The sequence below is a fragment of the Rhodoferax sp. genome (assembly GCF_028689295.1).
Lineage (GTDB): Bacteria > Pseudomonadota > Gammaproteobacteria > Burkholderiales > Burkholderiaceae_C > Rhodoferax.
Window position 1 is genome coordinate 167,230 of sequence record NZ_JAQTWL010000003.1, and the last position, 25,756, is coordinate 192,985.

At 61.0% G+C, this 25,756-nt stretch carries 24 protein-coding genes; 15 read left to right on the top strand and 9 right to left on the bottom strand.

The window, feature by feature from the left end; translation table 11 throughout:
- Positions 1 to 238 precede the first annotated feature (238 nt).
- Positions 239 to 2,659, top strand: coding sequence for a hypothetical protein (locus tag PHF15_RS04755; protein WP_300119355.1), 2,421 nt, complete (start codon positions 239 to 241; stop codon positions 2,657 to 2,659).
- A gap of 312 nt (positions 2,660 to 2,971) precedes the next feature.
- Here PHF15_RS04755 and PHF15_RS04760 read toward each other — a convergent pair whose 3' ends face one another.
- Both PHF15_RS04760 and PHF15_RS04765 read right to left on the bottom strand, forming a co-directional pair.
- Entirely contained in the window at positions 2,972 to 3,790 is an 819-nt protein-coding gene (locus tag PHF15_RS04760) for an alpha/beta hydrolase (protein ID WP_300119356.1), read from the bottom strand.
- Positions 3,787 to 5,085: an O-acetylhomoserine aminocarboxypropyltransferase gene (locus PHF15_RS04765; protein ID WP_300119357.1), complete on the bottom strand. Its 1,299-nt coding sequence runs from the start codon at positions 5,083 to 5,085 to the stop codon at positions 3,787 to 3,789. The genes PHF15_RS04760 and PHF15_RS04765 overlap by 4 nt, the downstream gene beginning before the upstream one ends.
- Positions 5,086 to 5,240: 155 nt before the next feature.
- Between PHF15_RS04765 and PHF15_RS04770 the strand changes: the two genes are divergently transcribed.
- From PHF15_RS04770 to ylqF, 5 genes are read left to right on the top strand one after another with little or no spacing between them, the layout of a single operon-like run.
- Positions 5,241 to 5,705 carry a CBS domain-containing protein gene (locus PHF15_RS04770; RefSeq protein ID WP_300119358.1) on the top strand — a complete coding sequence of 155 codons (465 nt, stop codon included), beginning with the start codon at positions 5,241 to 5,243 and terminating at the stop codon, positions 5,703 to 5,705.
- 50 nt (positions 5,706 to 5,755) lie between these two features.
- The gene (gene aroC / locus PHF15_RS04775; protein WP_300119359.1) at positions 5,756 to 6,850 is read left to right on the top strand and encodes a chorismate synthase; all 1,095 of its coding nucleotides are present in this window, start codon (positions 5,756 to 5,758) and stop codon (positions 6,848 to 6,850) included.
- A gap of 7 nt (positions 6,851 to 6,857) precedes the next feature.
- Positions 6,858 to 8,243 carry a tRNA 5-hydroxyuridine modification protein YegQ gene (gene yegQ, locus PHF15_RS04780; RefSeq protein WP_300119360.1) on the top strand — a complete coding sequence of 462 codons (1,386 nt, stop codon included), beginning with the start codon at positions 6,858 to 6,860 and terminating at the stop codon, positions 8,241 to 8,243.
- Entirely contained in the window at positions 8,240 to 8,650 is a 411-nt protein-coding gene (gene arfB / locus PHF15_RS04785; RefSeq protein WP_300119361.1) for an alternative ribosome rescue aminoacyl-tRNA hydrolase ArfB, read from the top strand. Before yegQ ends, arfB begins: the two co-directional genes overlap by 4 nt.
- 31 nt (positions 8,651 to 8,681) lie before the next feature.
- Positions 8,682 to 9,641 (top strand): ribosome biogenesis GTPase YlqF, encoded by a 960-nt coding sequence (gene ylqF, locus PHF15_RS04790; protein WP_300119362.1) that lies wholly within the window; start codon positions 8,682 to 8,684, stop codon positions 9,639 to 9,641.
- A gap of 2 nt (positions 9,642 to 9,643) precedes the next feature.
- On the opposite strand, the gene PHF15_RS04795 is transcribed toward ylqF, so the two are convergent.
- Complete coding sequence (locus PHF15_RS04795; protein WP_300119364.1) at positions 9,644 to 9,940, bottom strand: 2Fe-2S iron-sulfur cluster-binding protein; 297 nt, start codon at positions 9,938 to 9,940, stop codon at positions 9,644 to 9,646.
- A 108-nt stretch (positions 9,941 to 10,048) separates the two neighbouring features.
- On the opposite strand from PHF15_RS04795, the gene PHF15_RS04800 reads away from it, so the two are divergent.
- On the top strand, positions 10,049 to 10,984 hold the full coding sequence (locus PHF15_RS04800) for a DHHA1 domain-containing protein (RefSeq protein WP_300119366.1): 936 nt from the start codon (positions 10,049 to 10,051) through the stop codon (positions 10,982 to 10,984).
- Positions 10,985 to 11,177: 193 nt separating this feature from the next.
- Here PHF15_RS04800 and PHF15_RS04805 read toward each other — a convergent pair whose 3' ends face one another.
- Complete coding sequence (locus PHF15_RS04805; RefSeq protein WP_300119367.1) at positions 11,178 to 11,720, bottom strand: phasin family protein; 543 nt, start codon at positions 11,718 to 11,720, stop codon at positions 11,178 to 11,180.
- Positions 11,721 to 11,976: 256 nt separating this feature from the next.
- On the opposite strand from PHF15_RS04805, the gene PHF15_RS04810 reads away from it, so the two are divergent.
- From PHF15_RS04810 to PHF15_RS04835, 6 genes are all read left to right on the top strand, one after another.
- Entirely contained in the window at positions 11,977 to 12,927 is a 951-nt protein-coding gene (locus PHF15_RS04810; RefSeq protein ID WP_300119369.1) for a histone deacetylase, read from the top strand.
- Positions 12,928 to 13,037: 110 nt separating this feature from the next.
- Positions 13,038 to 13,856, top strand: a complete 819-nt coding sequence (locus PHF15_RS04815; RefSeq protein ID WP_300119371.1) for a (Fe-S)-binding protein — start codon at positions 13,038 to 13,040, stop codon at positions 13,854 to 13,856.
- Positions 13,853 to 14,575 carry a lactate utilization protein gene (locus PHF15_RS04820; RefSeq protein WP_300119372.1) on the top strand — a complete coding sequence of 241 codons (723 nt, stop codon included), beginning with the start codon at positions 13,853 to 13,855 and terminating at the stop codon, positions 14,573 to 14,575. The genes PHF15_RS04815 and PHF15_RS04820 overlap by 4 nt, the downstream gene beginning before the upstream one ends.
- The gene (locus PHF15_RS04825; RefSeq protein WP_300119374.1) at positions 14,572 to 16,005 is read left to right on the top strand and encodes a LutB/LldF family L-lactate oxidation iron-sulfur protein; all 1,434 of its coding nucleotides are present in this window, start codon (positions 14,572 to 14,574) and stop codon (positions 16,003 to 16,005) included. Before PHF15_RS04820 ends, PHF15_RS04825 begins: the two co-directional genes overlap by 4 nt.
- 3 nt (positions 16,006 to 16,008) lie before the next feature.
- Positions 16,009 to 16,440 (top strand): thioesterase family protein, encoded by a 432-nt coding sequence (locus tag PHF15_RS04830; RefSeq protein ID WP_300119376.1) that lies wholly within the window; start codon positions 16,009 to 16,011, stop codon positions 16,438 to 16,440.
- Between the two features lie 65 nt (positions 16,441 to 16,505).
- Entirely contained in the window at positions 16,506 to 17,162 is a 657-nt protein-coding gene (locus PHF15_RS04835; RefSeq protein WP_300119481.1) for a nitroreductase, read from the top strand.
- Here the strand turns inward: PHF15_RS04835 and bamC are convergent.
- The 5 genes from bamC to PHF15_RS04860 form a co-directional block, all read right to left on the bottom strand.
- On the bottom strand, positions 17,155 to 18,237 hold the full coding sequence (gene bamC / locus PHF15_RS04840; protein ID WP_300119378.1) for an outer membrane protein assembly factor BamC: 1,083 nt from the start codon (positions 18,235 to 18,237) through the stop codon (positions 17,155 to 17,157). The genes PHF15_RS04835 and bamC overlap by 8 nt on opposite strands.
- Before the next feature lie 66 nt (positions 18,238 to 18,303).
- Positions 18,304 to 19,197, bottom strand: coding sequence for a 4-hydroxy-tetrahydrodipicolinate synthase (gene dapA, locus PHF15_RS04845; RefSeq protein ID WP_300119380.1), 894 nt, complete (start codon positions 19,195 to 19,197; stop codon positions 18,304 to 18,306).
- Between the two features lie 28 nt (positions 19,198 to 19,225).
- Entirely contained in the window at positions 19,226 to 19,756 is a 531-nt protein-coding gene (locus tag PHF15_RS04850; protein WP_300119483.1) for a class I SAM-dependent methyltransferase, read from the bottom strand.
- A 56-nt stretch (positions 19,757 to 19,812) separates the two neighbouring features.
- Positions 19,813 to 19,938, bottom strand: coding sequence for a hypothetical protein (locus tag PHF15_RS04855; RefSeq protein WP_300119382.1), 126 nt, complete (start codon positions 19,936 to 19,938; stop codon positions 19,813 to 19,815).
- A 4-nt stretch (positions 19,939 to 19,942) separates the two neighbouring features.
- On the bottom strand, positions 19,943 to 21,163 hold the full coding sequence (locus PHF15_RS04860) for an MFS transporter (RefSeq protein WP_300119384.1): 1,221 nt from the start codon (positions 21,161 to 21,163) through the stop codon (positions 19,943 to 19,945).
- Between the two features lie 109 nt (positions 21,164 to 21,272).
- On the opposite strand from PHF15_RS04860, the gene PHF15_RS04865 reads away from it, so the two are divergent.
- Complete coding sequence (locus tag PHF15_RS04865) at positions 21,273 to 23,243, top strand: DNA topoisomerase IV subunit B (protein ID WP_300119386.1); 1,971 nt, start codon at positions 21,273 to 21,275, stop codon at positions 23,241 to 23,243.
- 135 nt (positions 23,244 to 23,378) lie between these two features.
- Positions 23,379 to 25,751 carry a DNA topoisomerase IV subunit A gene (gene parC, locus PHF15_RS04870; RefSeq protein WP_300119388.1) on the top strand — a complete coding sequence of 791 codons (2,373 nt, stop codon included), beginning with the start codon at positions 23,379 to 23,381 and terminating at the stop codon, positions 25,749 to 25,751.
- The last annotated feature ends 5 nt before the right edge of the window (positions 25,752 to 25,756 follow it).

Here is a 25,756-nt window from a genome sequence, read left to right on the forward strand (position 1 = left end):
CCAGTCAGGAGTCGTTCGTATACTTCTCGTCTGCCGCGGTGGCTGCCGGTTGCGGTGCCAGCTCAGACGACGGCTTTCGCTGAGCAGCTGCTTCCACCAGGCGCTTCTGCGCAGCGAAGTTTACGCCGATGGCCTTCGGGCGCTGTTCGTGACACGGAATCGCTGCAGACCGGTTTCCATTTGAGCGCGATGCGTCATCAATTAGACTGGACCTAGGTGAGTAAAACAGGGGAAGGAAATGCTCGGTACAGCAAACATCAAGGTCCGGCCGCTCAAACTGGCTCTCATGGTCGACCCGAACAGCGTTCCACAGGTGCGCGAGGCGATTCGATTGGCGTGCAGCCTGTGGGGAGGTATGTTCTTTCCAATCATCCCCGTGTACAAGCGCATGCCAGCCAGTTGGCGCGATGAACCTTTTAAGGCTCCACTTGCAGCAAACGTAGTGCGAGGCTACCTGGACAGCTTCGACCCAGATATCCTAGTCCAGTTCGGAAAGGAGCTCCCGAAGTACATCCTCGATTCGAAGCTGAAGGTCGTCAAACCGGAAGATTTTTGGAGTGGCCGCCGAGGTCGAGACGCTACCGATCCAGTTTACGGGATCGGCGTTCTTGATCTACTGTTGGATATCTTCCAAGAACACTTCAAGTTCAAGGCCAAGTTTCCCGCCAAGGCCGTCTTCCCCGCGATACCAAAGACGTTGGGGCTGTTCTGGGCTAGCGTCTTTGGCGAGTACCCGGTGCACATTGCCGAAGTCATCGATAAAGAGTTCTCGGATGCCTTGGACCTGTCGAAGCCAGAGGCACGAGCAGACAAGTTTAGCGAGCTCACTGACGGGGACGTGCTCTTTCCAAGACGGATTACTCAATGGGCCACGCGCTTGCAGGGCGGGAACAGTTCCCGTGGGAACGCCTCGGTCTTTTTCATGGACGCCTCGAGAGTCGAAGACGTCATCGACTTCTGGAACCTTAGAGCTTCCGGACGCCCTGTTCTTCCGTTGCCGAAGCAGTTCCTGGAAGAAGAGTCCTACAGGAAAGTCGTGGTCGAATTTCTCGACGCGCATCGTCGTCCCTGGGGGAACGGGAGCAATGGCTTCGATGTCGCCAGCTTAGTTCGCAGCCGCAATAGCACGATGGATGAGATGCAGGCATTCGCCAAGACCCTGGGGCCGGCGGTCGAGAACGGCACGCAGGGCTCCGCAACACGACAGATGTCCCTACAGCATTGGTATCCAAGGCTCTGGGACGAATGGGCTCGAGGCAAGGACGGCGGCGTTGCAGACGTGTATGGCAAGGACGAGGAAGCCATTGACATCGCGGGAGCACAGGACCTTTCTATTCGGATCAAACCGTTGATTCCTTCGTTTGCTCGCGAGAACTGGTTGCGGAGCGACGGTGTTTGTGCGAACGAGTTCGATCTACGACTTTTTGGAGCGGACGAGCATCTAGCCGAGGTCTATCCAAAGGTCGATGGCAACCATCTGCTGCAAGCGATTTCAGGCTACACCAGCGTTTATGGCGAGTGGCGCGTAGGGCGCCACGGACTGGTCAAAGTTGTCGACGGCGTGTCTGGTGAGTCGCGCAAAGTGCCCGAGTCGGAGAAGATCTTTTTCGCCTGGCTGAAGGACCGTGGGTGGGAGGCGAAGCTGTCGACTCCTGGCATTCTGGCCAAGCAGATCTACAAGCGACTCGGCGGCGAGGTCAGCATGCTCGCTAACAAGGATGTTCTTTCCCTGATCGAGCACATGAACGGCGGATCAGTAAGTAGAGACGGTTCGCAGAAGGACAACAGGGTTATCGCTGAGCGGGAGGCGTCCGTAGCCGAAGTCAAGAGAAAGCTCAACGCTAACCGCTACGAATGGTTCATTCAGAAAGGCGTCTTCAAGCTCGGTCTTCAGACGAAGTGCCCAAACTGCCAGCGAAACAGCTGGTTCTCAATGGTGGCCTTGAGTGAGGAGTTCGACTGCCCGAAATGTTTGAACACGTTTCCCGCAGTGGGCAATATTGACCAGGGTAGAAGTGGGTGGTTCTATCGGACGGCCGGACCATTCAGCGTGCCAAATTTTGCTGACGGTGCGTTCTCGGTTCTACTCACGATGGAAGCACTTGCGGGACGGAGGGTGTCCTCACGCCGAACCACGTCAGTCCCTAGTTTTGAGGCGACTGCGCCTGGCAAAGTGAATCTGGAAGCTGACTTCGCCATGTTTTGGCGAGAGATGAGTTACGGCGAGGACACAGACGGAATCTTGTTTGGGGAGTGCAAGACCTACGGTCTTTTCAAGGCCAAAGACTTTCAGCGCATGCGATACATTGCCGAGACGTTTCCTGGCGCGATTTTGGTCTTCAGCACGCTGCGCGAGAGTCTTACCAAGGAAGAAGTCGCTGCGCTGATTCGGCTGACAAAGTTTGGGCGCAAGTACTGGAAAGCGGAGCGACCGTTGAACCCCGTATTGATCCTCACGGGGACCGAGATCCTGACCTGGGAACGTCCCCCGCACTGCTGGAATGAGGAGAATCAGAAGCGTTTCCAGAACGTACACACGCTCATGGAACTCTGCAACGCCAGCCAACAGATATACCTGGGGCTTCAGTCTTGGCAAGAAGACTGGCATCAGGCGTTCGAAAGGCGCAAACGCGCACGGGTCAAGAAGAGTGCAGGCTAGCTGTGAGGACATCAATAGCAGATGGGCTGCAGCAGTTGGCGGTGTTTGACTGTCTGAACACATTCGGTAACGGCACCGGCGATGGTTGAGCCTCACGTCTGCATTCCTGACCGGCAGTATTGCGGGATCAGCAGTCGTTCGCTCGGATGGGGCAACTGCCACCGATCAACCCATGGCGGGTTCTCGCTTTGACGAAGTGTTCAACCCAAAGCTGTCCGTCGACTCATCGTAGTCAACGGCCGCTTTGGAGCAGGCAGACCTCCAACCGCTAGACCCGCTTTGGGTCTTCAGGAGTCGCCAACTGACCCCACCTCACCCCACTTTGTTCATCGCCAAAAAACCGCTCAACGCCGACAGCATCTCCTCAGGCGTTTCATTCATCTGCTGGTGTCCGCCGGGCAAATAGACCACCTTTGAATTGCTGGCCAGCTTGATCAGCTCCTGCGCGGTCTTGGGCGGCGTCATCTGGTCCATCTTGCCCAGCACAAACAGCACCGGGCAAGTCACCCGGGCCATGGCCTGCAGGCCGTTCTGGTAGCTGTCGCAGGCCTTGAAGCCGGTGTAGAACACGTTGGTCTTTGAATTGCTCGCGATGACGCGGCGTCCCAGCGCCATCGACGCGCCATAGACCCAGGTGCCCGGTCCCAGAGCGGACGGCGGCGGTGCCAGTGTGGAACGGGAAAACACGTTGACCATTTCCAGCGCTTTCATTTGCGCGCTGATCGAGGCTTCCAGCAGGGCAGGGGACACGCGCATGGGGAAGGCGATGCCGACCAGCACCAGTTGGCTCACGCGGCTGGGCGCTTTGGATGCTGTTTCCAATGCAATCAGCGAGCCAAAGCTGTGACCGACCAACGCGGACTTGTCCAGCCCTGCCGAGTCCATCAGGGCCAGCACAAAGTCGGCGGCTTCTTCAACGCTGGCAGGCGGCTCGCCGCCGCTGCGGCAATGGCCGGGCAAATCAACGGCCAACACGTTCCAGCCGTGGTGCGCCAGGTAGCGCGTTTGTAAAATCCAGACGCTGTGGTCGTTGAGCACACCGTGGATGAAGATGGCGGTGGGCTTGGCAGCATCGAAGGCTTTACCGCCGGTGTAGCAATAGGCTGGTGCGCCGTTGACGGTGAAGATCATGCTGCTTTCTCCGCGGTTTTCAGTGCCCGTTTCAGGTCGTCGATCAGATCATCGGGGTCTTCCAGCCCGATGCTCAGGCGGATCGTGCCCTGCGTAATGCCACCTGCCGCCAATGCCGCGTCGTCCATGCGGAAGTGCGTGGTGCTGGCCGGGTGAATGACCAGGCTGCGGCAGTCGCCCACATTGGCCAGGTGGCTGAACAGCTTGAGGGCTTCGACAAAGGCCTTGCCCTGCTCGCGTGTGCCTTTGAGGTCAAAACTGAACACCGAGCCCGCACCGCGCGGCAGCAACTTTTGCGCCAGCGTGTGGCTGGGGTGGCTGCCCAGCATGGGGTGGCCGACGCGCGCCACAAAGGGCTGGCTGGCCAGGAATTCGACCACACGCTGGGTGTTGCTCATGTGCCGTGCCATGCGCAGCGGCAGCGTTTCCATACCCTGCAAAATGAGCCAGGCCGAATGCGGGCTAAGGCTGGCGCCAAAGTCGCGCAGGCCTTCGCGCCGCGCCCGCAGCAAAAACGCGCCGACGGTGGATTCTTCTGAAAACACCATGTTGTGAAAGCCGTCATAGGGATGGCAAAGCTCGGGGAACCGGCCGGAGGCCTCCCAGTCAAAACTTCCGCTATCCACCACCAGCCCGCCAATCACCGTGCCGTGGCCGCTCAGGAACTTGGTGGCCGAGTGGTAGACCAGGTCGGCGCCGTGATCGAACGGCTTCAGGAGCCAGGGTGTGGTCAGGGTTGAGTCCACCAGCAGCGGCACGCCGGCCGCATGGGCTATTGCAGAGACCGTGGGAATGTCCAGCACGTCGAGGCCGGGGTTGCCCACGGTTTCGCCAAAGAAGAGTTTGGTGTTGGGCCGCACTGCGGCGCGCCAGCCGTCGATGTCGCCGGGTTTGACAAACGTGGTGTCGATGCCAAAGCGGCGCAGCGTGTAGTGCAGCAGGTTTTGGCTGCCGCCATAGAGCGCGGTGCTGGCCACAATGTGGCTGCCGGCGCCCATCAGCGTGGCTATGCTCAGGTGCAGCGCGGCCTGGCCACTGGCCACGGCAATGGCGCCAATGCCGCCTTCGAGCGCACTGATGCGCTGCTCCAGCACCGCATTGGTGGGGTTGCTGATGCGGCTATAGACATGGCCTGCGCGCTCCAGGTTGAACAGCGACTGGGCATGGTCGCTGCTCTCGAACACGAATGAGGTGGTGAGGTAGATGGGCAGCGCGCGGGCGCCGGTGGCGGGGTCTGGCGCCGCGCCCGCGTGCAGGGCGAGGGTGTCAAAACCGGGGTCAGAGTAGCCAGGCATAAGGGGCTTTCGGTTGGAATTGGGTGCTTGTGGGCGTTATTTTTAACCAATTAACCACAAGCTGATGGAAATCACTGATGGCGCCGGTCGGATTGTGGGCTATATTTACTCTATAACCATTGATTAACCTTCAACTGTCCATAACGAGGAGCACCATGAAAGTCAGTGATATTTTGCGCATCAAAGGCGGCACGCTGTTTACGGCTGCGCCGGATGAACTTTTGATCGACGCGCTCACCCGCATGGCGGATCGCGACATTGGTTCGCTGGTAGTGATGGAACACGGTGAACTGGCGGGCATGATCACCGTGCGCGAATTGACCCAGGTGCTGGTCAAAATGGGTGGTAAGGTCAGCGCCACCATTGTGCGCAGCGCCATGGACGACTCTCCGCTGACCTGCACCACCGAGACCGACATGGACGAAGTGCGCCGCATGATGCTGGAGCGCCATGCGCGCTACATGCCGGTCATGAACAAGAAAATGCTGATGGGGGTGATCAGCTTTCACGACGTGGCCCGCGCTGTGGTGGACAGCCAGAACTTCGAAAACAAGATGCTCAAGGCCTACATTCATGATTGGCCCGAAGGCCAGGCACCCGCCGAGTCGCCAAGGCTGTAGTTTCCGGCTTTTCGCCCGGATTGGGCCCCGCTCTGGGATAATCGCGCCCCATGAGCGGCAATACCTTTGGAAACCTTTTCGCAGTCACCAATTTTGGTGAATCCCACGGCCCGGCCATTGGCTGTGTGATCGACGGCTGCCCGCCGGGGCTTGCGCTGTCCGAAGCCGACATTCAGCCCGACCTGGACCGGCGCCGGCCGGGCACCAGCAAATTCGTCACCCAGCGCAATGAGCCCGATGCGGTCGAAATCTTGTCTGGCGTGTACGAGGGCAAAACCACCGGCACACCGATTTGCCTGCTGATCAAGAACACCGACCAGCGCAGCAAGGACTATGGCAACATTGTTCAAACGTTCCGTCCTGGCCACGCCGATTACGCTTATTTCCAGAAATACGGCATCCGCGACCCGCGCGGTGGCGGTCGCTCCAGCGCACGCTTGACCGCGCCCATGGTGGCCGCCGGTGCGGTGGCCAAGAAATGGTTGTTCGAGAAATACGGCACGGTGTTTCGTGGCTGCATGACGCAAATTGGCGAACTGCCGATTGCCTTCGAGTCGTGGGAACATGTGCCGCGGAATCCGTTTTTTGCGCCGGTGGCCGAGGTCTCCAAACTGGAAGACTACATGAGCGAGTTGCGCAAAAGCGGCGACTCCTGCGGTGCACGCCTGCGCGTGACGGCCTCCAATGTGCCGGTGGGCCTGGGTGAGCCGCTGTTCGACAAGATGGACGCTGACATTGCCTACGCCATGATGGGCGTCAATGCCGTCAAGGGCGTGGAAATTGGCGCCGGTTTTGCCAGCGTGGCGCAGCGCGGCAGCAGCCACGGTGATTCACTGACACCGCAGGGCTTCATGGGCAACAACGCCGGCGGTACGCTGGGCGGCATTACCAGCGGGCAAGACCTGGAGGTGTCGGTGGCCATCAAGCCAACCAGTTCCATTTTGACGCCGCGCGCCTCGATCGACATGAACGGCGCGCCCACCGAGGTGGTTACCAAGGGTCGCCACGACCCCTGCGTGGGCATTCGCGCCACGCCCATTCTGGAAGCCATGCTGGCGCTGGTCGTGATGGAGCATGCGCTGCGCCAGCGCGCCCAGTGCGGCGATGTGCAGTCTGTGCTGGCACCCATTGCCGCCCAAGCCTGAGTTGGCCATGAAAACTCCTGAACTGCTGGCCCCGGCCGGCTCGCTGGCCATGCTGGAAACCGCGCTGGCTTTTGGCGCCTCGGCCATTTATGCCGGCCAGCCGCGCTACAGCTTGCGGGTGCGCAACAACGACTTTGGCGACATCGACGTGCTCAGGCAGGGCATCGGCACAGCACATGCCAAGGGCGCCAAATTTTTTCTGGTGTCCAACATCTTCCCGCACGGCAACAAGATCAGGCACTACATCGACAACATGGCGCCGGTGATTGCGCTCAAGCCCGACGCCATGATCATGTCCGACCCCGGCCTGATCATGATGGTGCGCGAAACCTGGCCCGAGATGGAAATCCATTTGTCGGTGCAGGCCAACACGGTCAATTCGGCGGCCGTCAAGTTCTGGCAGTCTGTGGGCGTGAAGCGGGTGATTTTGTCGCGCGAGTTGTCGCTGGACCAGGTGGCCGAAATCCGCCAGGACTGCCCGGACATGGAACTCGAAGTGTTCGTGCACGGCGCGTTGTGCATCGCCTACTCGGGCCGCTGCCTGCTCTCAGGCTACTTCAACCACCGCGATGCCAACCAGGGCAGCTGCACCAACTCCTGCCGCTGGGACTACAAAACGCAAAAAGGCGTGGTCGATGCCTCTGGCGATGTGCTCACGCGCCAGGCAGCCATGGCGCGCGAACAGGACGAACGCACCAGCGGTGGCGTGTTGCCTGGTCAGGGCGACATTCCGCGCTCGCCAGAGGCCGACCAGGTTTACATGATCGAGGAAAGCCAGCGCGAGGGCAGTTACATGCCGATCGAGGAAGATGAGCACGGCACCTACGTGATGAACTCCAAGGACCTGCGCGCCATCGAGCACGTCAAGCGGTTGGTGGAGATTGGCGTTGATTCACTCAAGATCGAGGGCCGCACCAAGAGTCCGTATTACGTGGCGCGCACGGTGCAAAGCTACCGCCGTGCGATTGACGACGCGGTGGCCGGGCGCGAGCTGGACCCAGCCTTGCTGGGGCAGCTTGAAGGCCTGGCCAACCGGGGCTACACCTCGGGGTTCTTCCAGCGCCACACGCCCGAGGCCACGCAGAATTATTTACGCGGGTACTCCGAGTCGGGGCGCAGCCTGTACGTGGGCGACGCGGTGGCGTTCGATGCCACGCGCGGGCTGGTCGAGGTGCGTGTCAAGAACCGCTTTGCGCTGGATGACTGGCTTGAGATCATTCACCCCGCCGGCAATTTTGATGTGCAGCTCAGCCGCATGGAAAGTGCTGACGGCAGCGCCGTGGCGGTGGCCCCCGGCAGCGGCCATACCGTGTGGCTGGCCCTGCCCGAGCGCGCCGTGGGTGCGTTTGTGGCGCGCTATGTTCACGCGCCAGAGGGACAGGCCCAGCCGTGACCGAGCCGCTGCACGTACCGGAAGACGAGGTGAGCTTAAGCGCCATCCGGGCGCAGGGCGCGGGCGGTCAGAATGTCAACAAGGTGTCGAGCGCGATTCATTTGCGCTTTGACATCATGGCTTCCAGCCTGCCCGACGATGTCAAGGAGCGCCTGCTGGCGCTGCATGACAGCCGTATTACCAAAGAAGGTGTGCTGGTGCTCAAGGCCCAGCAGCACCGCACTCAGGAGATGAACCGCTTCGATGCGCTGATTCGCCTGCACGAACTGGTCAACAGCGTGGCCGAGCCCCCCAAAACGCGCAAACCGACCAAGCCGACGCGGGCCTCGATCAGGCGCGTGCGCCAAGCCAAGACCCAACGCGCCGAAGTCAAGGCTACCCGTGCCCGGGTTCAGCCTGAGCATTGATGGGCTGCGGCCCGAACCGGATTATTAAGACATGGCAATTCAATGGTTTCCCGGCCACATGCACCTGACGCAAAAGGCGATTGCCGAGCGCATCAAAAACATCGATGTGGTAATTGAGTTGCTCGATGCCCGCTTGCCGGGCTCCAGCGCCAATCCGATGCTGGCCGAACTCACGCACGGCAAGCCGACGCTCAAGGTGCTGAACAAGCAGGACCTGGCCGACCCGCTGCGCACCGAAGCCTGGCTGGCGCATTACAACAGCCAGAGCGGCACCCGCGCCATCGGCCTGGATGCCAGCGTGGCGGCACCTGCCAAGGCGCTGATCAAGGCCAGTTTCGAGCTGGCCCCCAACCGCGGTGGCATGGTCAAGCCGATGCGCGTGCTGATCTGCGGCATCCCGAACGTGGGCAAATCGACCCTGATCAATACCCTGACCGCCAAACGCGCCACCAAGACCGGCGACGAGGCCGGCATCACCAAGTTGGAGCAGCGCATCAGCCTGGCGAGCGACTTTTATCTGTACGACACGCCGGGCATCCTGTGGCCGCGCATCATTGTGGCCAAGAGCGGCTACAACCTGGCGGCCAGCGGCGCGATTGGCCGCAATGCGTTCGACGAAGAAGAGGTGGCGCTGGAACTGCTGGATTATCTGAAGACGCACTACCCGGCGCTGCTGGAAGCGCGCTTCAAGCTCGACCGGGCTGCCAGCATGGCCGATGAAGAATTATTGGTCGCCATTGGCCAAAAACGCGGCGCCCTGCAGGGCGGCCAGAAGATCAATCTGCAAAAGGCCGCCGAAATTGCGATTTACGACTTTCGCTCGGGCGTGATGGGCCGCATGACGCTGGAGACGCCGGAAGAGTTTGCCGAGTGGCTGAAGCTGGGGCAAACCCTCGATGCCGAGCGTCAGGTGAAAAAGGACGCGATCGAACTCGACCGCAAGATCAGGTTCAAAAAGATTCCGCGCCCGGACTTGCGCCCGTCGCGCTGATGTCAACAGGGTTCGCGCTGCAGCACCACATCCGTGCAGGGGTAGGCCACGCAGGGCAGCACGTAGCCCTCTTCTTTTTCTTCGGCACTCAAGCCCGGCCAATCGATCTCGTAGCGCACCTCGCCGCGCTCCAGCTTGCTGAAGCAGGTGCGGCAGGTGCCATTGCGGCACGAGCTGGGCCAGTCGATACCGCCTTGTTCGATGGAGAGCAGCAGCGGCTGGTTGGACCAGGCATCGAACTGCCGGTCATCAGGTTGGGTGAGGCCGATGAAGATTTTTGCGTGATGGTCAATGCTCATTTTGTGATTATAAAAAGCGAAAAGAATAAGCATTTAACCCCTGTTACATTTGGATTCATTGCTATCAATTGTGAACTGTAAAATACGGGCTGAATCAATCACGCTTTTATGAAAACTGTTTTGCCCCTGAATCTGCTGATCAAGCCTGATCGCAACGACCCCCGCCCGCTCATCCTCTACCACGGCCACAACTGTCCCGATGGTTTTGCCGCCGCGCTGGCCGCCTGGCTCTATTACGAGGGCCAAGCCGAGTTCATCGGACTCGATCACGGCGACATCAAGTCGGTGGATGATTTGCCCGCGCTGGACGGGCGCGCGGTTTACATTCTTGACTTTTCATTTGCCGAATACATCCTGCGTCCAATGGAGGAGCGCGCGGCCAAACTGGTCATGCTGGACCATCATTTGAGCGCCGCCGAAAAACTGACCGGTTTTCGTTGTCGCTATGGCGTGGTGCACTTCGACATGAAGAAATCGGGCGCCCACCTGGCCTGGGAATTTTTTCAGCCGGACAAACCCCTGCCTGCCTTGGTCCGGTTCGTGGAAGACCGCGACATCTGGCTCTGGCGCTATCCGGAAAGTGCCGCCTTCCTGGCGGCGCTCGACATGGAGCCCTTCGAATTCGAGCGCTGGCAACAGATTGCGGCCTTTGACGCTCAGCAACTGGCGAGTTTCATCGAGCGCGGTCATGCCATGGATGAGAAATTTTCCAAGCTGGCCGAGTTGATCGCAGAGCATGCCAGCCCGGTGGTTTTCAACGGCGTGACAGGCCTGATGGTCAATGCGCCCGGAGTTTTTCACAGTCTGGTGGGCGACCAGTTGTGCCGCAAATCCGGCACCTTTGCCCTGATCTGGAGCGTGGACAAAAACCGGGAAGTCAAGTGCGGTTTGCGCTCCAGGTCCGGTTTCAATTGCATCCCACTCGCTGCCAGCATGGGCGGTGGCGGCCACGCGCAAGCCTGCGGCTTCAAAATGACGGCCGACCGTCTGCCGGAACTGCTCAGTGGTACCTTGACGGCAAGCACCTTTGTGGCGCTGGCCTAAAAAAAAGGGCTGATCTTGCGATCAGCCCTAAGGAGTCCCTGAACCTGAAGGTTTCGAAAGGACCCGAGGAGACAACTCTTGGAAAACTTTCGTTTTCGATGTTCCAAATCATACCAAGCAAGTCAGGGTTTTCCCTTGGCTTTAAAGCAAAGACTCTAAATTAATAGGCCTTTGACTTGCCGGCGTCAATCGCTTAACGCTTTTTGGCAGCGGGCTTGGCAGCGCTGGTGGCGGTGGAAGCCATGGTGTTGAAGTTGGCTTCGGCCACTTCAGTCGCTTGCTTGACCGCTTTTTGCACGGATTCCAGGGCGTTGGTGGCAGCAGCCACCGAACTCTTCATCACGGCCACGGCGGTTTCAGAACCGGCCGGTGCGTTTTTGGCGGCGGCTTCAACCATGCCGGCAAATTGTTGTTGGGCTTCAGCAGCCTGGCCTTCGAAAGCCTTGGTGAATTCGCTGGAAGCGCCGGTTGCGATCTCGTACAGGTGACGGCTGTAGGCAGCAGTCTTTTCAGCCAGGGGTTGCAGCAGGCCGGATTGAAGGGCCAACAGTTCCTGAGCGTCTTTCACGCTCAACATGGCCTTGGCGGTGTCGCCGGTTTCAGCCAAAGCGGCTTTGGAAGCGCTCAGGTTGAGTTCAACGATCTTTTCCACGCCTTCAAAGGCCTTGGCAGTCAGACCCAACAGGGTTTCAACGTTGGCTTTTTGTGAGGCCATCACTTGTTCTACGGTCAGCATATTCAATTCTCCAGGAAGTTAAGTAAAAAGGGTATCTGCGCCGTAACCGAGGTGATCTCAATTAATGTTGCAGTGCAGCATGAGTGAATTATAGGGTTATCCCGAGGCTGCGCAAGCTTTTTTTGTTGCAATGCAGCAAATTAGAGACGCTTTCCTAATCAGTTGGGGTCAGAGCACGTCGCTGCGCGAGTGGTCTGACCCACAAAGTCTCAAAATACCCAAAATACCGGGCTTGTCATCAAGCCAAAATAGAACCATGCAAGCTTTTTGTTCGGATCATTTCGTGCTGCCGCTGCCCGAGGGCCATCGCTTTCCCATGGCCAAATATGCGATGCTGCGCGAAGCCATTGCGCAGGAGTTGCCAGAGGTCGAACTGTTGGAGGCTCCTGCGGCCAGTGATGCGGAACTCACCCTGGTGCACACGCCGGATTACATCGAACTCATGGTCAGCGGCCAGATCAGCGCCGCGGCGCTGCGCGAAATCGGCTTTCCGTGGAGCGACTTCATGGTGGAGCGGGCGCGCCGCTCCGTGGGGGCTACGGTGGCTGCGGTGCGCGCGGCGCAGCAAACAGGGGTGGCGGCCAATCTGGCAGGCGGCACGCACCACGCCTACGCTGACAAGGGCGGCGGTTTTTGTGTTTTCAATGACGTGGCGGTGGCCACCCGGCTGGCGCAAGCCGAGTGGCAGCGCCAGCACCGTCAAGTGTTGAAGGTGGCGGTGATCGACCTCGATGTGCATCAGGGCAATGGCACGGCGCACATCTTTCGACAGGACGATTCGGTGTTCACGCTGTCGCTGCATGGCGACAAGAATTTTCCGTTTCGCAAGGAGACCAGTGATCTGGATGTGGCGCTGGCCGACGGCTGCGGCGATGACGACTACCTGGCCGCGCTGGCGCAGGCACTGCAGACGCTGAGCGAGCGCTTCGAGCCGGCTTTGGTGCTGTATCTGGCCGGGGCCGACCCCTACACGGGAGATCGGCTGGGTCGGCTGGCCTTGACGCAAGACGGGCTGGCGGCGCGTGACCGCTGCGTGTTCGACTGGTGCGCCCAGCGCCACATTCCGCTGGCGTTTGTGATGGCGGGCGGCTATGGCCGCCAGATCGAGGCAACGGTGCAAATACAACTTGCCACTTTTCACCTGGGGCTAATCCATGCGCAGCGCTGGCAGCAGCGCCTCAGTCAGGCGGCTGCTTTGAGCGTTTGAAATTATTGACAAGCGGGGGCAGCGAATATCACAAGCTCGAAGTGGCCAAATGTTTCACAATCCAGCCCTGCAAGCAAAATGCGTGGAATCCAAAACGAGGAGACTGATTGATGGCCCCGAGCACTTTTGAGGCGCGGACTTATCCGCCCAAACCGACCGACGTTTACCTGTTTGCCACCTGCCTGATCGACCAGTTCACGCCTGAGGCGGGCTTGGACACGGTGCGCTTGCTCGAGCGCGAAGGCATCCGGGTGCATTACCTGGAAGCGCAAACCTGCTGTGGCCAGCCGGCGCACAGCAGCGGTTTTCCGGATGAAGCGCGGGCCGTGGCGCTGCAGCAGCTCAACCTGTTCGTCGAGCCCTGGCCGGTGGTCATTCCGTCGGGGTCGTGCGGCGGCATGATCCGTAAGCATTACCCGCATCTGTTTGCCGACGACCCGGTTCTGCACGCCAGGGCGGTGGACCTGTCCGAGCGGGTTTATGAACTCACCGAGTTTCTGGTGCACGTGGTCAATTTCAGCCAGCCCGACCTGGGTGCGCCCTGCACCATCGCGCTGCACACTTCGTGCCACGCGCGCCGCGAGATGGGCGTGCACGAGACCAGTGTGGCGCTGCTCGACAGCCTGGCGCAGGTCAAAGTGGTGGAGCAGGCGCGCATCGAGGAGTGCTGCGGCTTTGGCGGCACCTTTGCCATGCGCTACCCCGACATTTCCGAGGCCATCGTCAGCGACAAGGTGGCCGCCATCCGCGACACCGGTGCCGAGCGCGTGGTGAGCGCCGACTGCGGCTGCATGCTCAACATCACCGGCCGCGCCGCCAAGCAGGACGAGTTGGCCGGCCTGCCCAAGGCAACTTTGCCGGGCGAACACATGGCCAGCTTTTTGTGGCGCCGAACCACCGAACATGGCAGCACCGGAGACCTCGCATGAGCGCCACCCTGAACCCAACACAAGCGGCCGAAGCCGGCGCCCGCAGCAGCATCCTGGCGCGGCTGCGCGCCACGGCCATCCCTGAGGCGCTGCCGTTGCCCGGGGTCAAGGCCTGGTTCGACGCGCACCAGCGCCATGAAGACAGCGCCCAGCGTGTGGCCCGTTTGCGCGCCGCGCTGGAAGCCGTCAAGACCGAGGTGCACGACACTACCGCAGCCGACTGGCCCGAACTGCTGGTGCGCTTGGCCGCAGCCAAGGGATTGCGCAACCTGTTGATCGGCGCAGACACGCCGCACGGCGCCGAGCTGGAATCACGCCAGCCGGCCAATCTGGAACTCAAGCGCTATGCCGAGTCCATCGACTCCTGGCGAGATGTGCTGTTCGACGAGGTCGATGCTTCTCTCACCTTGGCCAAAAGCGCCATTGCCGAGATTGGCAGCCTGATTTTGTGGCCGACGCCTGCCGAGCCCCGGCTGATGTCGCTGGTGCCGTCGGTGCACTTTGTGCTGCTCGATGTGGCCACTATTCATGCCGATTTGCATTCGGCCATCACCACGGAGGACTGGAAAGACAGCTTGCCGACCAATGCGCTGCTGATCTGCGGGCCGTCCAAGACCGCCGACATCCAGCAAACGCTGGCCTATGGCGCCCACGGCCCGCGCGAACTGGTGGTGCTGTTGCGCCACGCTCAAGCCGTCAAACCAGGAGCAGCCGCATGAGCCAGGTCATCAAAATCCACCCGATGGAAGACTTCAAGGAGCGCAGCCGCGGCGTGCTCAACGACCCGGGCCAGCGCAAGAATTTTCGCGGCGCCATGGACTTTTTGCAGGCCAAGCGCCGCGCCCAGTTTCCTGATGAGCAAGAGTTGCAGGGACTGCGCGAGCTGGGTTCGCAGATTCGCCGCTACAGCCTGGCGCACCTGCCGCGCTTGCTGGAGCAACTGGAGGCCAGGCTCACCGCCAACGGCGTCCAGGTGCACTGGGCGCAAAACCCCGATGAAGCCAACGCCATCGCCCTGGGCATCGCCACCCGGGTCAACGCCAAGCGCATCATCAAGGGCAAGTCGATGGTGAGCGAAGAGGTGGGCTTCAATCACGCCATGGAAGCCGCTGGCATCGAGGCTCTGGAGTCCGACATGGGCGAGTACATCGTGCAACTCGCGGGCGAGGCGCCGTCGCACATCATCATGCCGGCCATCCACAAGACCAAGCAGGAAATTGCCGAACTGTTTGCCAAGGAAATCCCCGGCGTGGCCTACACCGAAGATGTCGATGCACTGATCCGCATTGGCCGCCGGGTGCTGCGGCGCAAATTCGCCGATGCCGACATCGGCCTCTCGGGCGTCAACTTTTGCGTGGCTGAAACTGGCACCCTTTGCCTGGTGGAGAACGAAGGCAACGGCCGCATGTGCACCACCGTGCCCAAGGTGCACATTGCCATCACTGGCATTGAAAAAGTGGTGGAAAAGCTCGAACACGTGCCGCCGCTCTACAGCCTGCTGTCGCGCTCGGCCACCGGTCAGGCCGTCACCACCTACTTCAACCTGATCAGCGGGCCGCGCCAGCCAGGTGAAAAGGACGGTCCTGAAGAAGTGCATCTGATTCTGCTTGACAACGGCCGCACCCAGGCCTATGCCGACAACGATCTTCGCGAAACCCTCAAATGCATCCGCTGCGGCGCCTGCATGAACCACTGTCCGGTTTATGCGCGCATTGGCGGCCACGCCTACGGCACGACCTACCCTGGCCCGATTGGCGCCATCATCTCGCCACACATGCTGGGGCTCGATGCCACCTATCCGCTGGCCTTTGCCTCGACCCTGTGCGGTGCCTGCGTCGAAGTGTGCCCGGTCAAGATCCCGATCACCGACATCCTGGTGCGCCTGCGCAACGAGTCGCAGGTTAAGCCCGAGAGCGACGAGGCGACACTGCGCGGCAGTGGCGCCGGGCGCACCGTGGCCAGCACGGCGGTGTGGAACGTCTGGGCACAGGTCTATGGCCGCACCGGCCTGTACAAGCTGGCGTCGTGGTTCATGAGCCGGGGCCGTGCCCTGTCGCCGTCCGACCAGGGCGCCTGGACGCGCAGCCGCACGCCGCTGGTGCCCGCGCCCAGGCGTTTGCGTGACCTGCTGAAGGAGCGAAAATCCTGAATCATGCCTAAACCACAGCCTGAACCGCGCAGCGCCTACAAGGTGTTCCGGACCATCAGCACGCGCTGGATGGACAACGATGCCTACGGCCACGTCAACAATGTCATTTACTACAGCTGGTTCGACACCGCCGTCAACGCCTACCTGATCGAGCAGGGCGTGCTCGACATTGAACACGGTGGCACCATCGGCTTGGTGATCGAAACCCAGTGCAACTATTTCGAGCCGCTGGCGTTTCCGCAAAATGTGGACGCCGGCATTCGGGTGGCGCGGCTGGGCAATTCCAGCGTGCGCTACGAGGTGGGTCTGTTTGCCGAGGGCGCGTCACTGACTGCCGCCAGGGGCCACTTCATTCACGTGTATGTGGACCGTGCCACGCGCCGGCCCACACCGCTCCCCCAGCCACTCAAAACCGTTTTGGAGAAACTCCTTTGACGACAGAAAAATTACCGGCCTCGGATTTGCACGTGGCCACGGTGGACACCGCCATCACCTCGCGCATGTCCACCCGCGCCTTTACCCAGCAGTACGTACCGCAGCAAACCCTGTATGACATCCTGCAGGTGGCGAGCCGGGCGCCGTCGGGCACCAACACCCAGCCCTGGAAAGTCTATGTGTTGCAAGGCGACAGCCGCAACGCGCTGGTGGAAAAGGTCTGCGCCGCCCACGATGCGCTGCGCGCCAACCCGGCGCTGGCCGCCGAGTACCGGGAGGAATACGACTATTACCCCGAAAAATGGGTCAGTCCCTACATCGACCGGCGCCGCGAGAATGGCTGGGGCCTGTACAACCTGCTGGGTATCGGCAAGGGAGACAAAGACAAGATGCACGCGCAACACCAGCGCAACTACCGGTTTTTTGACGCGCCGGTGGGCCTGATGTTCACCATGGACCGCGTCATGGGGCGCGGTTCCTTGCTCGACTACGGCATGTTTTTGCAAAACATCATGGTGGCGGCGCGTGCCCGCGGTCTGCACACCTGTCCGCAGGCCGCCTGGAACGGTTTTGCCAGCCTCATCCTGCCGCACATTGGTGCCGGTACCGACGAGATGCTGGTGTGCGGCATGGCGCTGGGCTACGCTGATGCCGGGCAGCCGGTCAACAGCTTCCACACGCCGCGTGTGCCGGTGTCAGAGTTCACCCGCTTTCTTACTTGAGGTCTTCGGCCAGCACTTTCACGATGCGCTGTGCGTCCGCGGCGGCGGCGGGGCTGCCGTCGGCATTTTGCACCGACACCAGGCTGGTGCTGTCCTGGCTGACCACTGAGACCTTGAATTTTTGCAGCGCGCTGTCCTTGGTTGAACTGCCGAAGAGTTTGCCGAAGAAGCCAGGTTCAGTCTTGTCGGCGCTGGGCGCCACGTAACGTACAAAGTAGACGCCCTTGCTGCGGTCGCGATCTTCCACGGTGAAGTTGGTGCGGTCCAGCGCCAGGCCCACCCGGCGCCAGGCGCGGTCAAAGTTGTCGTCCAGGCGCACCACGGGCTGACCGTTCACGGTGTCGAGGCGGGCGCCCTGGGTGGCTGTTCCGGCGGCGATCAGGGCTTTGGATTGCTCCTGGGAAACGCCGAGCTTGACCATCAGGCGGCGCAGAAATTCGGCTTCGAGCTCGGGGTCGGCGGCGCGCGGTTGCCAAACGGTCTGGTCTTTTGCCGTGCTGTTAAAGACCTCGACCATGCCGCGGTGGCTGATGAAAATCTCGGTGCCGCCGCTGGCGTTGCGCTCCAGCCGGGTGCGGAACTTGTCGCGTTCACCAGTGGAATACAGCGAATCGAACACCTTGCCAATGGTGCTGCGGATGATGTCCTGTGGAATTTTGGCGCGGTTTTCGGCCCAATCGGTTTCCATGATGCCCAGGTTGGCCTGCTCCATCACCAGCAAAAAGCCGTTTTCCAGCCAGAAGTCTTTCACCGGTTCCCACAGTTTGTCGGCGGGGCGGCTGATCACCAGCCAGCGCTGCGTGCCGGCGCGCTCGATGCGGACATCACCCAGCGAGCTGGTCGCCGTTGGCGTGGTCTGGCTGCTGGTCTGGCCGATCTGGAAGCTAGAGGCGGTGACAGCGCTGCCGGGCACCACGTAACGCGTTTCGCGCGAGAGCTGGGTCAGGTCGGGTGGCACTTCAAGCGATGGCGCTTTGCCGGCGCTTTTGTAGTTGACTTTGTCACCTTCTAAAACGGTGCAGGCACCCAGGGTCAGGGTCAGGCCAAGCAGTGCGAGTCTGGAAATAGGGTTCACAAAAAATCCTTCAGGTGATGAATCGGGTCGGCAAATGAAATGCGGAAAAGCGTTGTTGGCCTTGCGTTACAGCAGGCCTACTTCGCGCAGGGCAGCTTCCACCACTGGCGCGTTGGCCGGGGTCAGCTCGGTCATGGGCAGGCGTAGCGTGCCACCACACAGATTCATGCGCGCCACGGCCCATTTCACGGGAATCGGGTTGGCTTCGACAAACAGGTTTTTGTGCAGCGGCATCAACTTGAATTGAATTTCCATGGCGCGTTTGACATCGCCAGCGATGGCGGCCACGCACAACTCGTGCATCAGGCGCGGCGCCACATTGGCCGTGACGCTGATGTTGCCATGACCGCCGCACAGCATCAGGGCCACGGCAGTGGGATCGTCGCCTGAAAAAATGGCAAAGTTGTTGGGCGCTTGGCGGATCAGCCATTGGGCGCGGTCGATATTGCCCGTGGCTTCCTTGATGCCGACAATGCCGCTCACCTGGGCCAGGCGCAAGACCGTGTCAACGCCCAAGTCGGCCACCGAGCGCCCGGGCACGTTGTAAAGCACCATGGGCAGGTCAACGGCTTCGGCAATTGCCTTGAAATGTTGGTACTGGCCTTCCTGGGTCGGCTTGTTGTAGTAGGGCACCACCTGCAACTGGCAATCGGCACCCACGCTTTTGGCAAACCTGGCCAGCTCAATGGCTTCAGCGGTGCAGTTGGAGCCGCAACCGGCCATGATCGGCACGCGCTTATTGGCTTGCTCGACCGCCACCCGGATGATTTCGCAGTGCTCCTGCACGCTCACGGTGGGCGACTCGCCGGTGGTGCCGACCACGCCAATGCAATCTGTCCCTTCGGCAATGTGCCAGTCGATCAGCTTGCGCAGCGCCGGGTAGTCCACGCTGCCATCAGGGTGCATGGGCGTGACCAGGGCGACGATACTGCCGGTAAGGAAGGGCTTTGAGTATGGCATGTTGTCTTGCGTGTAATGGTTTAGCCGCTCATTTTAACGAGAGTGGGTAGCGCAGGGGTTGAGTGTCAACGGGGCCTGAAGTTGCGGCAGCAGGTGGCGACTGGATGGCCGCAATGCGCTGCACGAAGCGCTCCGGGCTGGGTAAAAATCCATCTTCGAACGCCACGATGCGCAGGTTTTGGCAAAGCTGCAGCAATTCACCGGTGCGCAGCAAAAAATCAGGGCTGGCGGGTTTGCCCACGGTCTCATTGCCCACCGCAAAAGTCTCATAGAGCAGCAAGCCGCCCGGTGCCAGGCTTCGCAGCAGCACCGGGAACAAGGGTCGCCACAGGTAGTTGGTGACCAGCACTACGTCGAACTGCCGCGGCACACCGTTGTCGAGCAGGGGCCAGGTGCCGCCTTCGATGTCTGCCTGAAGGGTGCTGCCGTACTGGCTGGCTGTCTCCAGCGCTTCGGCCGAGCGGTCGATGCCGGTGCAATGGCAGCCGCGTTGCGCCAGCCATGACATGTGCCGCCCAGAGCCGCAGGCCACGTCCAGCACCCGTGCGCAGGCTGGCATCAAATGCTGCCAGCGCTGCACCCAGCCGGACGGCTCACTCAAATTGTGTTGCAACACTAAAAACAGCCCCACACCTGGTTGGCCAGCGTCATGACAAAGTCGGGACGGGCGTACATGGCAAACACCAGCCCCAGCACCACCAGCAGGACGGCGTAGAGCAGGTATTTCTGGATCGGCTTCATGGCTTCATACCCCTTGCGGTGCAGGCGTGCGCACAATGGCGGCTTCCTTGATGGGCAGATTCACCAATGCGGCCAGCACGCCCAGCGCAATCGCGATGTACCAGACGATGTCGTAACTGCCGGTGCGGTCAAACAAGTAGCCGCCCAGCCAGACGCCCATGAAGGAGCCGATCTGGTGGCTGAAAAAGACAAAACCGCCAAGCATCGACAAGTGCGCCACGCCAAAAATTTGTGCCACGGTGGCGTTGGTCGGCGGCACGGTGGACAGCCACAACAAGCCCATCACCGCCGAAAACACATAGACACTCATGGGCGACAGCGGCACCAGCAAGAAAACACTGATGACGATGGCGCGCGTCAGATAAATGAAGGCCAGGATGTTTTTCTTTTGCATGCGCTGGCCCAGCACCCCCGCCGCATAGGTGCCAAACACGTTGAACAGGCCGATCAGCGCCAGCGAGTAGCTGGCCACGTTCGAGGCCAGCCCCTGGTCTTTCAGGTAACTGGGCATGTGCACGCCGATGAACACCACCTGGAAGCCGCAGACAAAATAGCCCGCCATCAGCAACTGGAAGCTTCGGTATTTGAAGGCCTCGCGCAGCGCCTGCATGATGGACTGTTCGCGAAAATGTCCGGCGCCGCCCCTGAAATGCGGCTCGCGCAAGCCCCAGGCCAGCGGCATGATCAAGAGCGCGGCCAGCGCCAGCGCCACCAGCGCCTGTTGCCAGCCCAGGCTGTCGATCAGAAAACCTTCGGTCGGCACCATCAGAAACTGGCCGAAGGAGCCCGCTGCCGCCGCCACACCCATGGCCCAGGAGCGCTTGCTGGCGCTGATGTTGCGACCGATCACGCCGTAAATGATGGCGTAGGTGGTGCCGGCTTGTGCCATGCCGATCAGCACCCCGGCGCTCAAGCTCAGCAACTGCGCGGTGGTGGCATAGGCCATGCCGACCAGCCCCAGCGCATACAGCAGGGCACCGCCCACCAGCACGCGAAAGGCACCAAAGCGGTCGGCCAGCATGCCGGCAAAGATGCCGGTAAAGCCCCACACCAGGTTCTGGATGGCCAGCGCAAAGGCAAAGGTTTCGCGGCTCCAGTTGAGGCTTTGCGTCATCGGCTGCAGCCACAGCCCGAAGCCGTGCCGGATACCCATGGACAGCGTGACGATGGCGGCACCGCATAGCAGCACCTGGGTCATGGAAAGTGTTTTTGAAGCATTTGGCATGGGCGGAATATACCGAATCTGTCGTCGAGCAGTTTTGCCTTGAACGAATCCTTGGCGAAGCTGGTTATATATCCAGTTGTTTGGGGCTGCCTGATTACAATGCGCCGCTATGGCAACAAAACCTGAAACTGAATATTCCGAAAACTCGATTCGTGTGCTGAAAGGGCTGGAGCCGGTCAAGCAGCGCCCGGGCATGTACACACGCACCGACAGCCCGATGCACGTCATTCAGGAGGTGCTGGACAACGCCGCTGACGAGGCGCTGGCCGGGCACGGCAAGAAGATCAGGACCATCGTCCATGCCGACGGCTCGATCACAGTGGAAGACGACGGCCGCGGCATTCCGTTCGGCATGCACCCCACCGAACATGCGCCGGTGATCGAGTTGGTGTTTACCCAATTGCACGCCGGTGGCAAGTTCGACAAGGGTCAGGGCGGTGCCTACAGCTTTTCCGGTGGTCTGCACGGCGTGGGGGTCAGCGTGACCAACGCCTTGTCGCTGCGCCTGGAGGCCACCACCTACCGCGAAGGCCAGGTGGCGCGCTTGGTGTTTGCCGGTGGCGACGTGATTGAGCCTTTGAGCGTGCGTCCAGCGGGTGATGGTGACCGCAAGTCGGGCACCACGGTGCGGGTCTGGCCCGACGGCAAATATTTTGAGTCGATGGTGCTGCCCATGGCGCATCTGGAACATCTGCTGCGCAGCAAGGCGGTGCTGATGCCGGGTGTGTCGGTGACTTTGGTAGAGGAAAAGACCAAGGAAACCCAGACCTGGCTGTTCAAGGGTGGCTTGCGCGATTACCTGACGCAAACCCTGACCGGCGAGCCCGTCATTCCGCTGTTCGAAGGCGAAGGGTTTGCCGATGCCCTCCACGACAGTTTTGCCGAAGGCGAGGGTGCGGCCTGGTGCGTGGCTTTTACCGAAGACGGCCAGCCGGTGCGCGAGAGTTATGTCAACCTGATCCCGACCCCGGCCGGTGGCACGCATGAAGCGGGCTTGCGTGATGGCCTGTACGCGGCAGTCAAGAGTTTTGTGGAAATGCATTCGCTGCTGCCCAAGGGCGTCAAGCTGCTGCCCGACGACGTCTTTGCGCGCGCCAGTTATGTGCTGTCCACCAAGGTGCTGGATCCGCAGTTTCAGGGCCAGATCAAGGAGCGTCTGAACTCGCGCGATGCGGTGCGTCTGGTCTCCAACTTCGTGCGGCCGGCGCTCGAACTCTGGCTGAACCAGAACGTTGAATACGGCAAGAAGCTGGCCGAGATCGCCATCAAGGCCGCGCAAAGTCGCCAAAAGGCCGGCCAAAAGGTCGAAAAACGCAAGGGTTCGGGCGTGGCCGTGTTGCCGGGCAAGCTGACCGATTGCGAGAGCCGCGACATTGCCGACAACGAGGTGTTTCTGGTCGAAGGTGACTCGGCCGGTGGTAGTGCCAAGATGGGCCGCAACAAGGAAAGTCAGGCGGTGCTGCCCTTGCGTGGGAAGGTGCTGAACACCTGGGAGGTCGAGCGTGACCGCCTCTTTGCCAACAATGAAATTCACGACATTGCGGTGGCTATTGGCGTCGATCCGCACGGCCCTGATGACGCCCCCGATTTGAGTGGCCTGCGCTACGGCAAGATTTGCATTTTGAGTGATGCCGATGTCGATGGCTCGCACATCCAGGTGCTGCTGCTGACGCTGTTTTTCAAGCACTTTCCCAAGCTCATCGACACCGGACATGTCTTTGTGGCCCGCCCGCCGCTGTTTCGCGTGGATGCGCCAGCGCGCGGCAAAAAGCCGGCGTCCAAGGCCTATGCGCTTGACGAGGGCGAACTCAGTGCCATCCTGGACAAGCTGCGCAAGGAAGGGGTGCGCGAAGCCGCCTGGACCATCAGCCGCTTCAAGGGGCTGGGCGAAATGAACGCCGAGCAGTTGTGGGACACCACGCTGAACCCCGACACGCGCCGTTTGCTGCCAGTGCATTTGGGCGCGTTGGATGTGTCGCAGACCTCAGCGTTGATGAACAAGCTGATGGGCAAGGGCGAGGCGGCAGCGCGGCGTGAGTTGATGGAACTGCACGGGGATTCGGTGGAGATTGATGTTTGACTGGCCGTCATTGCGAGGCGCGTCGCGACGTGGCAATCCATGACTCTTGGGAGTTTTTGCGGATTGGCCTCTGCCTCGCGGGTTAAAAATAACGCAACATTGTGATTTTTTTGAATTATTGGAAACTGGTTTGCCATGACTGATCAACTCATTATTGAACCCCCGGCCCCGGCCCCACCTGAGGGTGACGACGCGCTGAACCTGGCCAGCTATGCCCAGCGCGCCTATCTTGAATATGCCCTGAGCGTGGTCAAGGGCCGGGCTTTGCCGGACGTGACCGATGGCCAGAAGCCGGTGCAGAGGCGCATTTTGTATGCCATGAGCCGCATGGGCCTGGGCTTTGGCGGCGCCAATGGCAACACCGGGGCCAAGCCGGTCAAGTGCGCGCGCGTGGTGGGTGACGTGCTGGGGCGCTTTCACCCGCATGGTGATTCGTCTGTGTATGACGCTGCGGTGCGCATGGCACAGGACTTCTCTTTGCGTTATCCGCTGGTCGATGGCCAGGGCAACTTTGGCTCCAGGGACGGCGACGGCGCTGCCGCGATGCGCTACACCGAGGCGCGGCTGGCCAAAATCACCAGCCTGCTGCTCGACGAAATCGACGAGGGCACGGTCGATTTTTCGCCCAACTACGACGGCTCCACCGAGGAGCCCAACCAGTTGCCTGCGCGCCTGCCGTTTGCCCTGCTCAACGGCGCCAGCGGCATTGCCGTGGGTTTGGCCACAGAAATCCCGAGCCACAACCTGCGCGAGGTGGCCGATGCCTGCGTGGCGCTGATCAAGTCTCCCATCCTGTCCGACGACGAACTGTTTGCGCTGGTGCCCGGTCCGGACTTTCCCGCTGGCGGCCAGATCATCAGCAGTGCCGCCGAAATTGCCGAGACTTACCGGACTGGCCGTGGCTCGCTCAAATGCCGTGCCCGCTGGAAGATCGAGGAACTGGCGCGAGGCCAGTGGCAATTGGTGGTCACCGAGCTACCGCCGGGTGTCAGCACGCAGCGTGTGCTGGAAGAAATCGAAGAGCTGACCAACCCGAAAATCAAGGCCGGTAAGAAAGCCCTGTCGCTGGAGCAAAACCAGCTCAAGGCCACTGTGCTGTCTGTGCTCGACGGGGTGCGCGACGAGTCCAGCAAGGACGCCGCCGTGCGCCTGGTGTGCGAACCCAAGACCAGCAAGATCGACCAGCAGGAGCTCATCAACACCTTGCTGGCGCACACCAGTCTGGAGACCTCCAGCCCCATCAACCTGACCATGATCGGGCTCGACGGCCGGCCCACGCTCAAGTCGCTGCGCCAGATGTTCACCGAGTGGATTGCCTTCCGCCAGACCACGATCGAGCGGCGCACCCGCCACCGGCTGGCCAAGGTGCTGGACCGCATCCACATTCTGGAGGGCAGGGCGCTGGTGCTGCTCAACATCGACGAGGTAATCGCCATCATCCGCCAGGCGGATGAACCCAAAGCGGCCTTGATGGCACGCTTCAACTTGTCGGAGCGACAGGCTGAAGACATTCTGGAAATCCGCCTGCGCCAGTTGGCCAGGCTGGAGACCATCAAGATCGAGCAGGAACTCTCCAGCCTGCGTGATGAGCAGCACAAGCTGGAGGAAATTCTGGGCAGCCCGGCGGCGCTGCGCCGCCTGATGGTGAAAGAAATCGAGGCGGACGCCAAAACCTTTGCTGATGCCCGACGCACCCTGATCCAGGCCGAGAAAAAAGTGGTTCTCGAAGTGAAAGTGGTGGACGAGCCCGTGACCGTGGTGGTGAGCCAGAAGGGCTGGGTGCGCACGCAAAAGGGCTGTGCGCGGGACCGCCTCAGTGGTACGGCGGCGCCGGAATATGCATTCAAGGCGGGTGATGCGCTGTATGGCACGTTCGAGTGCCGCAGCGTCGATACCTTGCTGGCCTTTGGTTCCAATGGCCGGGTCTATTCAGTGGCGGTGGCGCTGCTGCCCGGCGGCCGCGGAGACGGCCAGCCCATCACCAGCCTGATCGAACTCGAAGTGGGCACCCAGTTGCTGTACTACTTTGCCGGACCGATGGAGGCTAGCCTGTTGCTGAGCAGTTCGGCCGGCTACGGGTTCACCGCCTCCGTGGCCAACATGGTCTCGCGGCAGAAAGCGGGCAAGGCGTTTGTCACGGTGAACGAGGGTGAAACCCTGTGCCAGCCCTCGCTGGTGGCCAATGCCGCCACCATGGTGCCGACGGCCACGCATGTGGCCTGCGCGTCCACGGGAGGCCGCATTTTGACCTTCGAGCTCAGCGAACTCAAGACACAAGCCAACGGCGGGCGCGGCCTGATGCTGCTCGATTTGCTGGACAAGGACACGCTGGCCGGTGCGGCTGCCTACACCCGCAGCGTGCGCATCGAAGGCATCGGCCGCGGCGGCAAGGCGCGCGAGGAAACTTTGGAAATCCGCAGCCTCAACAACGCCCGTGCAGCCCGGGCGCGCAAGGGAAAAATGGCAGATCTGGGCTTCAAGCCCAACAAGGTTACGCGGGTGGAATGAACCCA

Excerpts from the sequence above, each read along its gene's own strand:
- PHF15_RS04755 (WP_300119355.1), top strand. The coding sequence starts at position 239 with ATGCTCGGTACAGCAAACATCAAGGTCCGGCCGCTCAAACTGGCTCTC.
- PHF15_RS04760 (WP_300119356.1), bottom strand. The coding sequence starts at position 3,790 with ATGATCTTCACCGTCAACGGCGCACCAGCCTATTGCTACACCGGCGGT.
- PHF15_RS04765 (WP_300119357.1), bottom strand. The coding sequence starts at position 5,085 with ATGCCTGGCTACTCTGACCCCGGTTTTGACACCCTCGCCCTGCACGCG.
- PHF15_RS04770 (WP_300119358.1), top strand. The coding sequence starts at position 5,241 with ATGAAAGTCAGTGATATTTTGCGCATCAAAGGCGGCACGCTGTTTACG.
- aroC (WP_300119359.1), top strand. The coding sequence starts at position 5,756 with ATGAGCGGCAATACCTTTGGAAACCTTTTCGCAGTCACCAATTTTGGT.
- yegQ (WP_300119360.1), top strand. The coding sequence starts at position 6,858 with ATGAAAACTCCTGAACTGCTGGCCCCGGCCGGCTCGCTGGCCATGCTG.
- ylqF (WP_300119362.1), top strand. The coding sequence starts at position 8,682 with ATGGCAATTCAATGGTTTCCCGGCCACATGCACCTGACGCAAAAGGCG.
- PHF15_RS04795 (WP_300119364.1), bottom strand. The coding sequence starts at position 9,940 with ATGAGCATTGACCATCACGCAAAAATCTTCATCGGCCTCACCCAACCT.
- PHF15_RS04800 (WP_300119366.1), top strand. The coding sequence starts at position 10,049 with ATGAAAACTGTTTTGCCCCTGAATCTGCTGATCAAGCCTGATCGCAAC.
- PHF15_RS04805 (WP_300119367.1), bottom strand. The coding sequence starts at position 11,720 with ATGCTGACCGTAGAACAAGTGATGGCCTCACAAAAAGCCAACGTTGAA.
- PHF15_RS04810 (WP_300119369.1), top strand. The coding sequence starts at position 11,977 with ATGCAAGCTTTTTGTTCGGATCATTTCGTGCTGCCGCTGCCCGAGGGC.
- PHF15_RS04815 (WP_300119371.1), top strand. The coding sequence starts at position 13,038 with ATGGCCCCGAGCACTTTTGAGGCGCGGACTTATCCGCCCAAACCGACC.
- PHF15_RS04820 (WP_300119372.1), top strand. The coding sequence starts at position 13,853 with ATGAGCGCCACCCTGAACCCAACACAAGCGGCCGAAGCCGGCGCCCGC.
- PHF15_RS04825 (WP_300119374.1), top strand. The coding sequence starts at position 14,572 with ATGAGCCAGGTCATCAAAATCCACCCGATGGAAGACTTCAAGGAGCGC.
- PHF15_RS04830 (WP_300119376.1), top strand. The coding sequence starts at position 16,009 with ATGCCTAAACCACAGCCTGAACCGCGCAGCGCCTACAAGGTGTTCCGG.
- PHF15_RS04835 (WP_300119481.1), top strand. The coding sequence starts at position 16,506 with ATGTCCACCCGCGCCTTTACCCAGCAGTACGTACCGCAGCAAACCCTG.
- dapA (WP_300119380.1), bottom strand. The coding sequence starts at position 19,197 with ATGCCATACTCAAAGCCCTTCCTTACCGGCAGTATCGTCGCCCTGGTC.
- PHF15_RS04850 (WP_300119483.1), bottom strand. The coding sequence starts at position 19,756 with ATGCCAGCCTGCGCACGGGTGCTGGACGTGGCCTGCGGCTCTGGGCGG.
- PHF15_RS04855 (WP_300119382.1), bottom strand. The coding sequence starts at position 19,938 with ATGAAGCCGATCCAGAAATACCTGCTCTACGCCGTCCTGCTGGTGGTG.
- PHF15_RS04860 (WP_300119384.1), bottom strand. The coding sequence starts at position 21,163 with ATGCCAAATGCTTCAAAAACACTTTCCATGACCCAGGTGCTGCTATGC.
- PHF15_RS04865 (WP_300119386.1), top strand. The coding sequence starts at position 21,273 with ATGGCAACAAAACCTGAAACTGAATATTCCGAAAACTCGATTCGTGTG.
- parC (WP_300119388.1), top strand. The coding sequence starts at position 23,379 with ATGACTGATCAACTCATTATTGAACCCCCGGCCCCGGCCCCACCTGAG.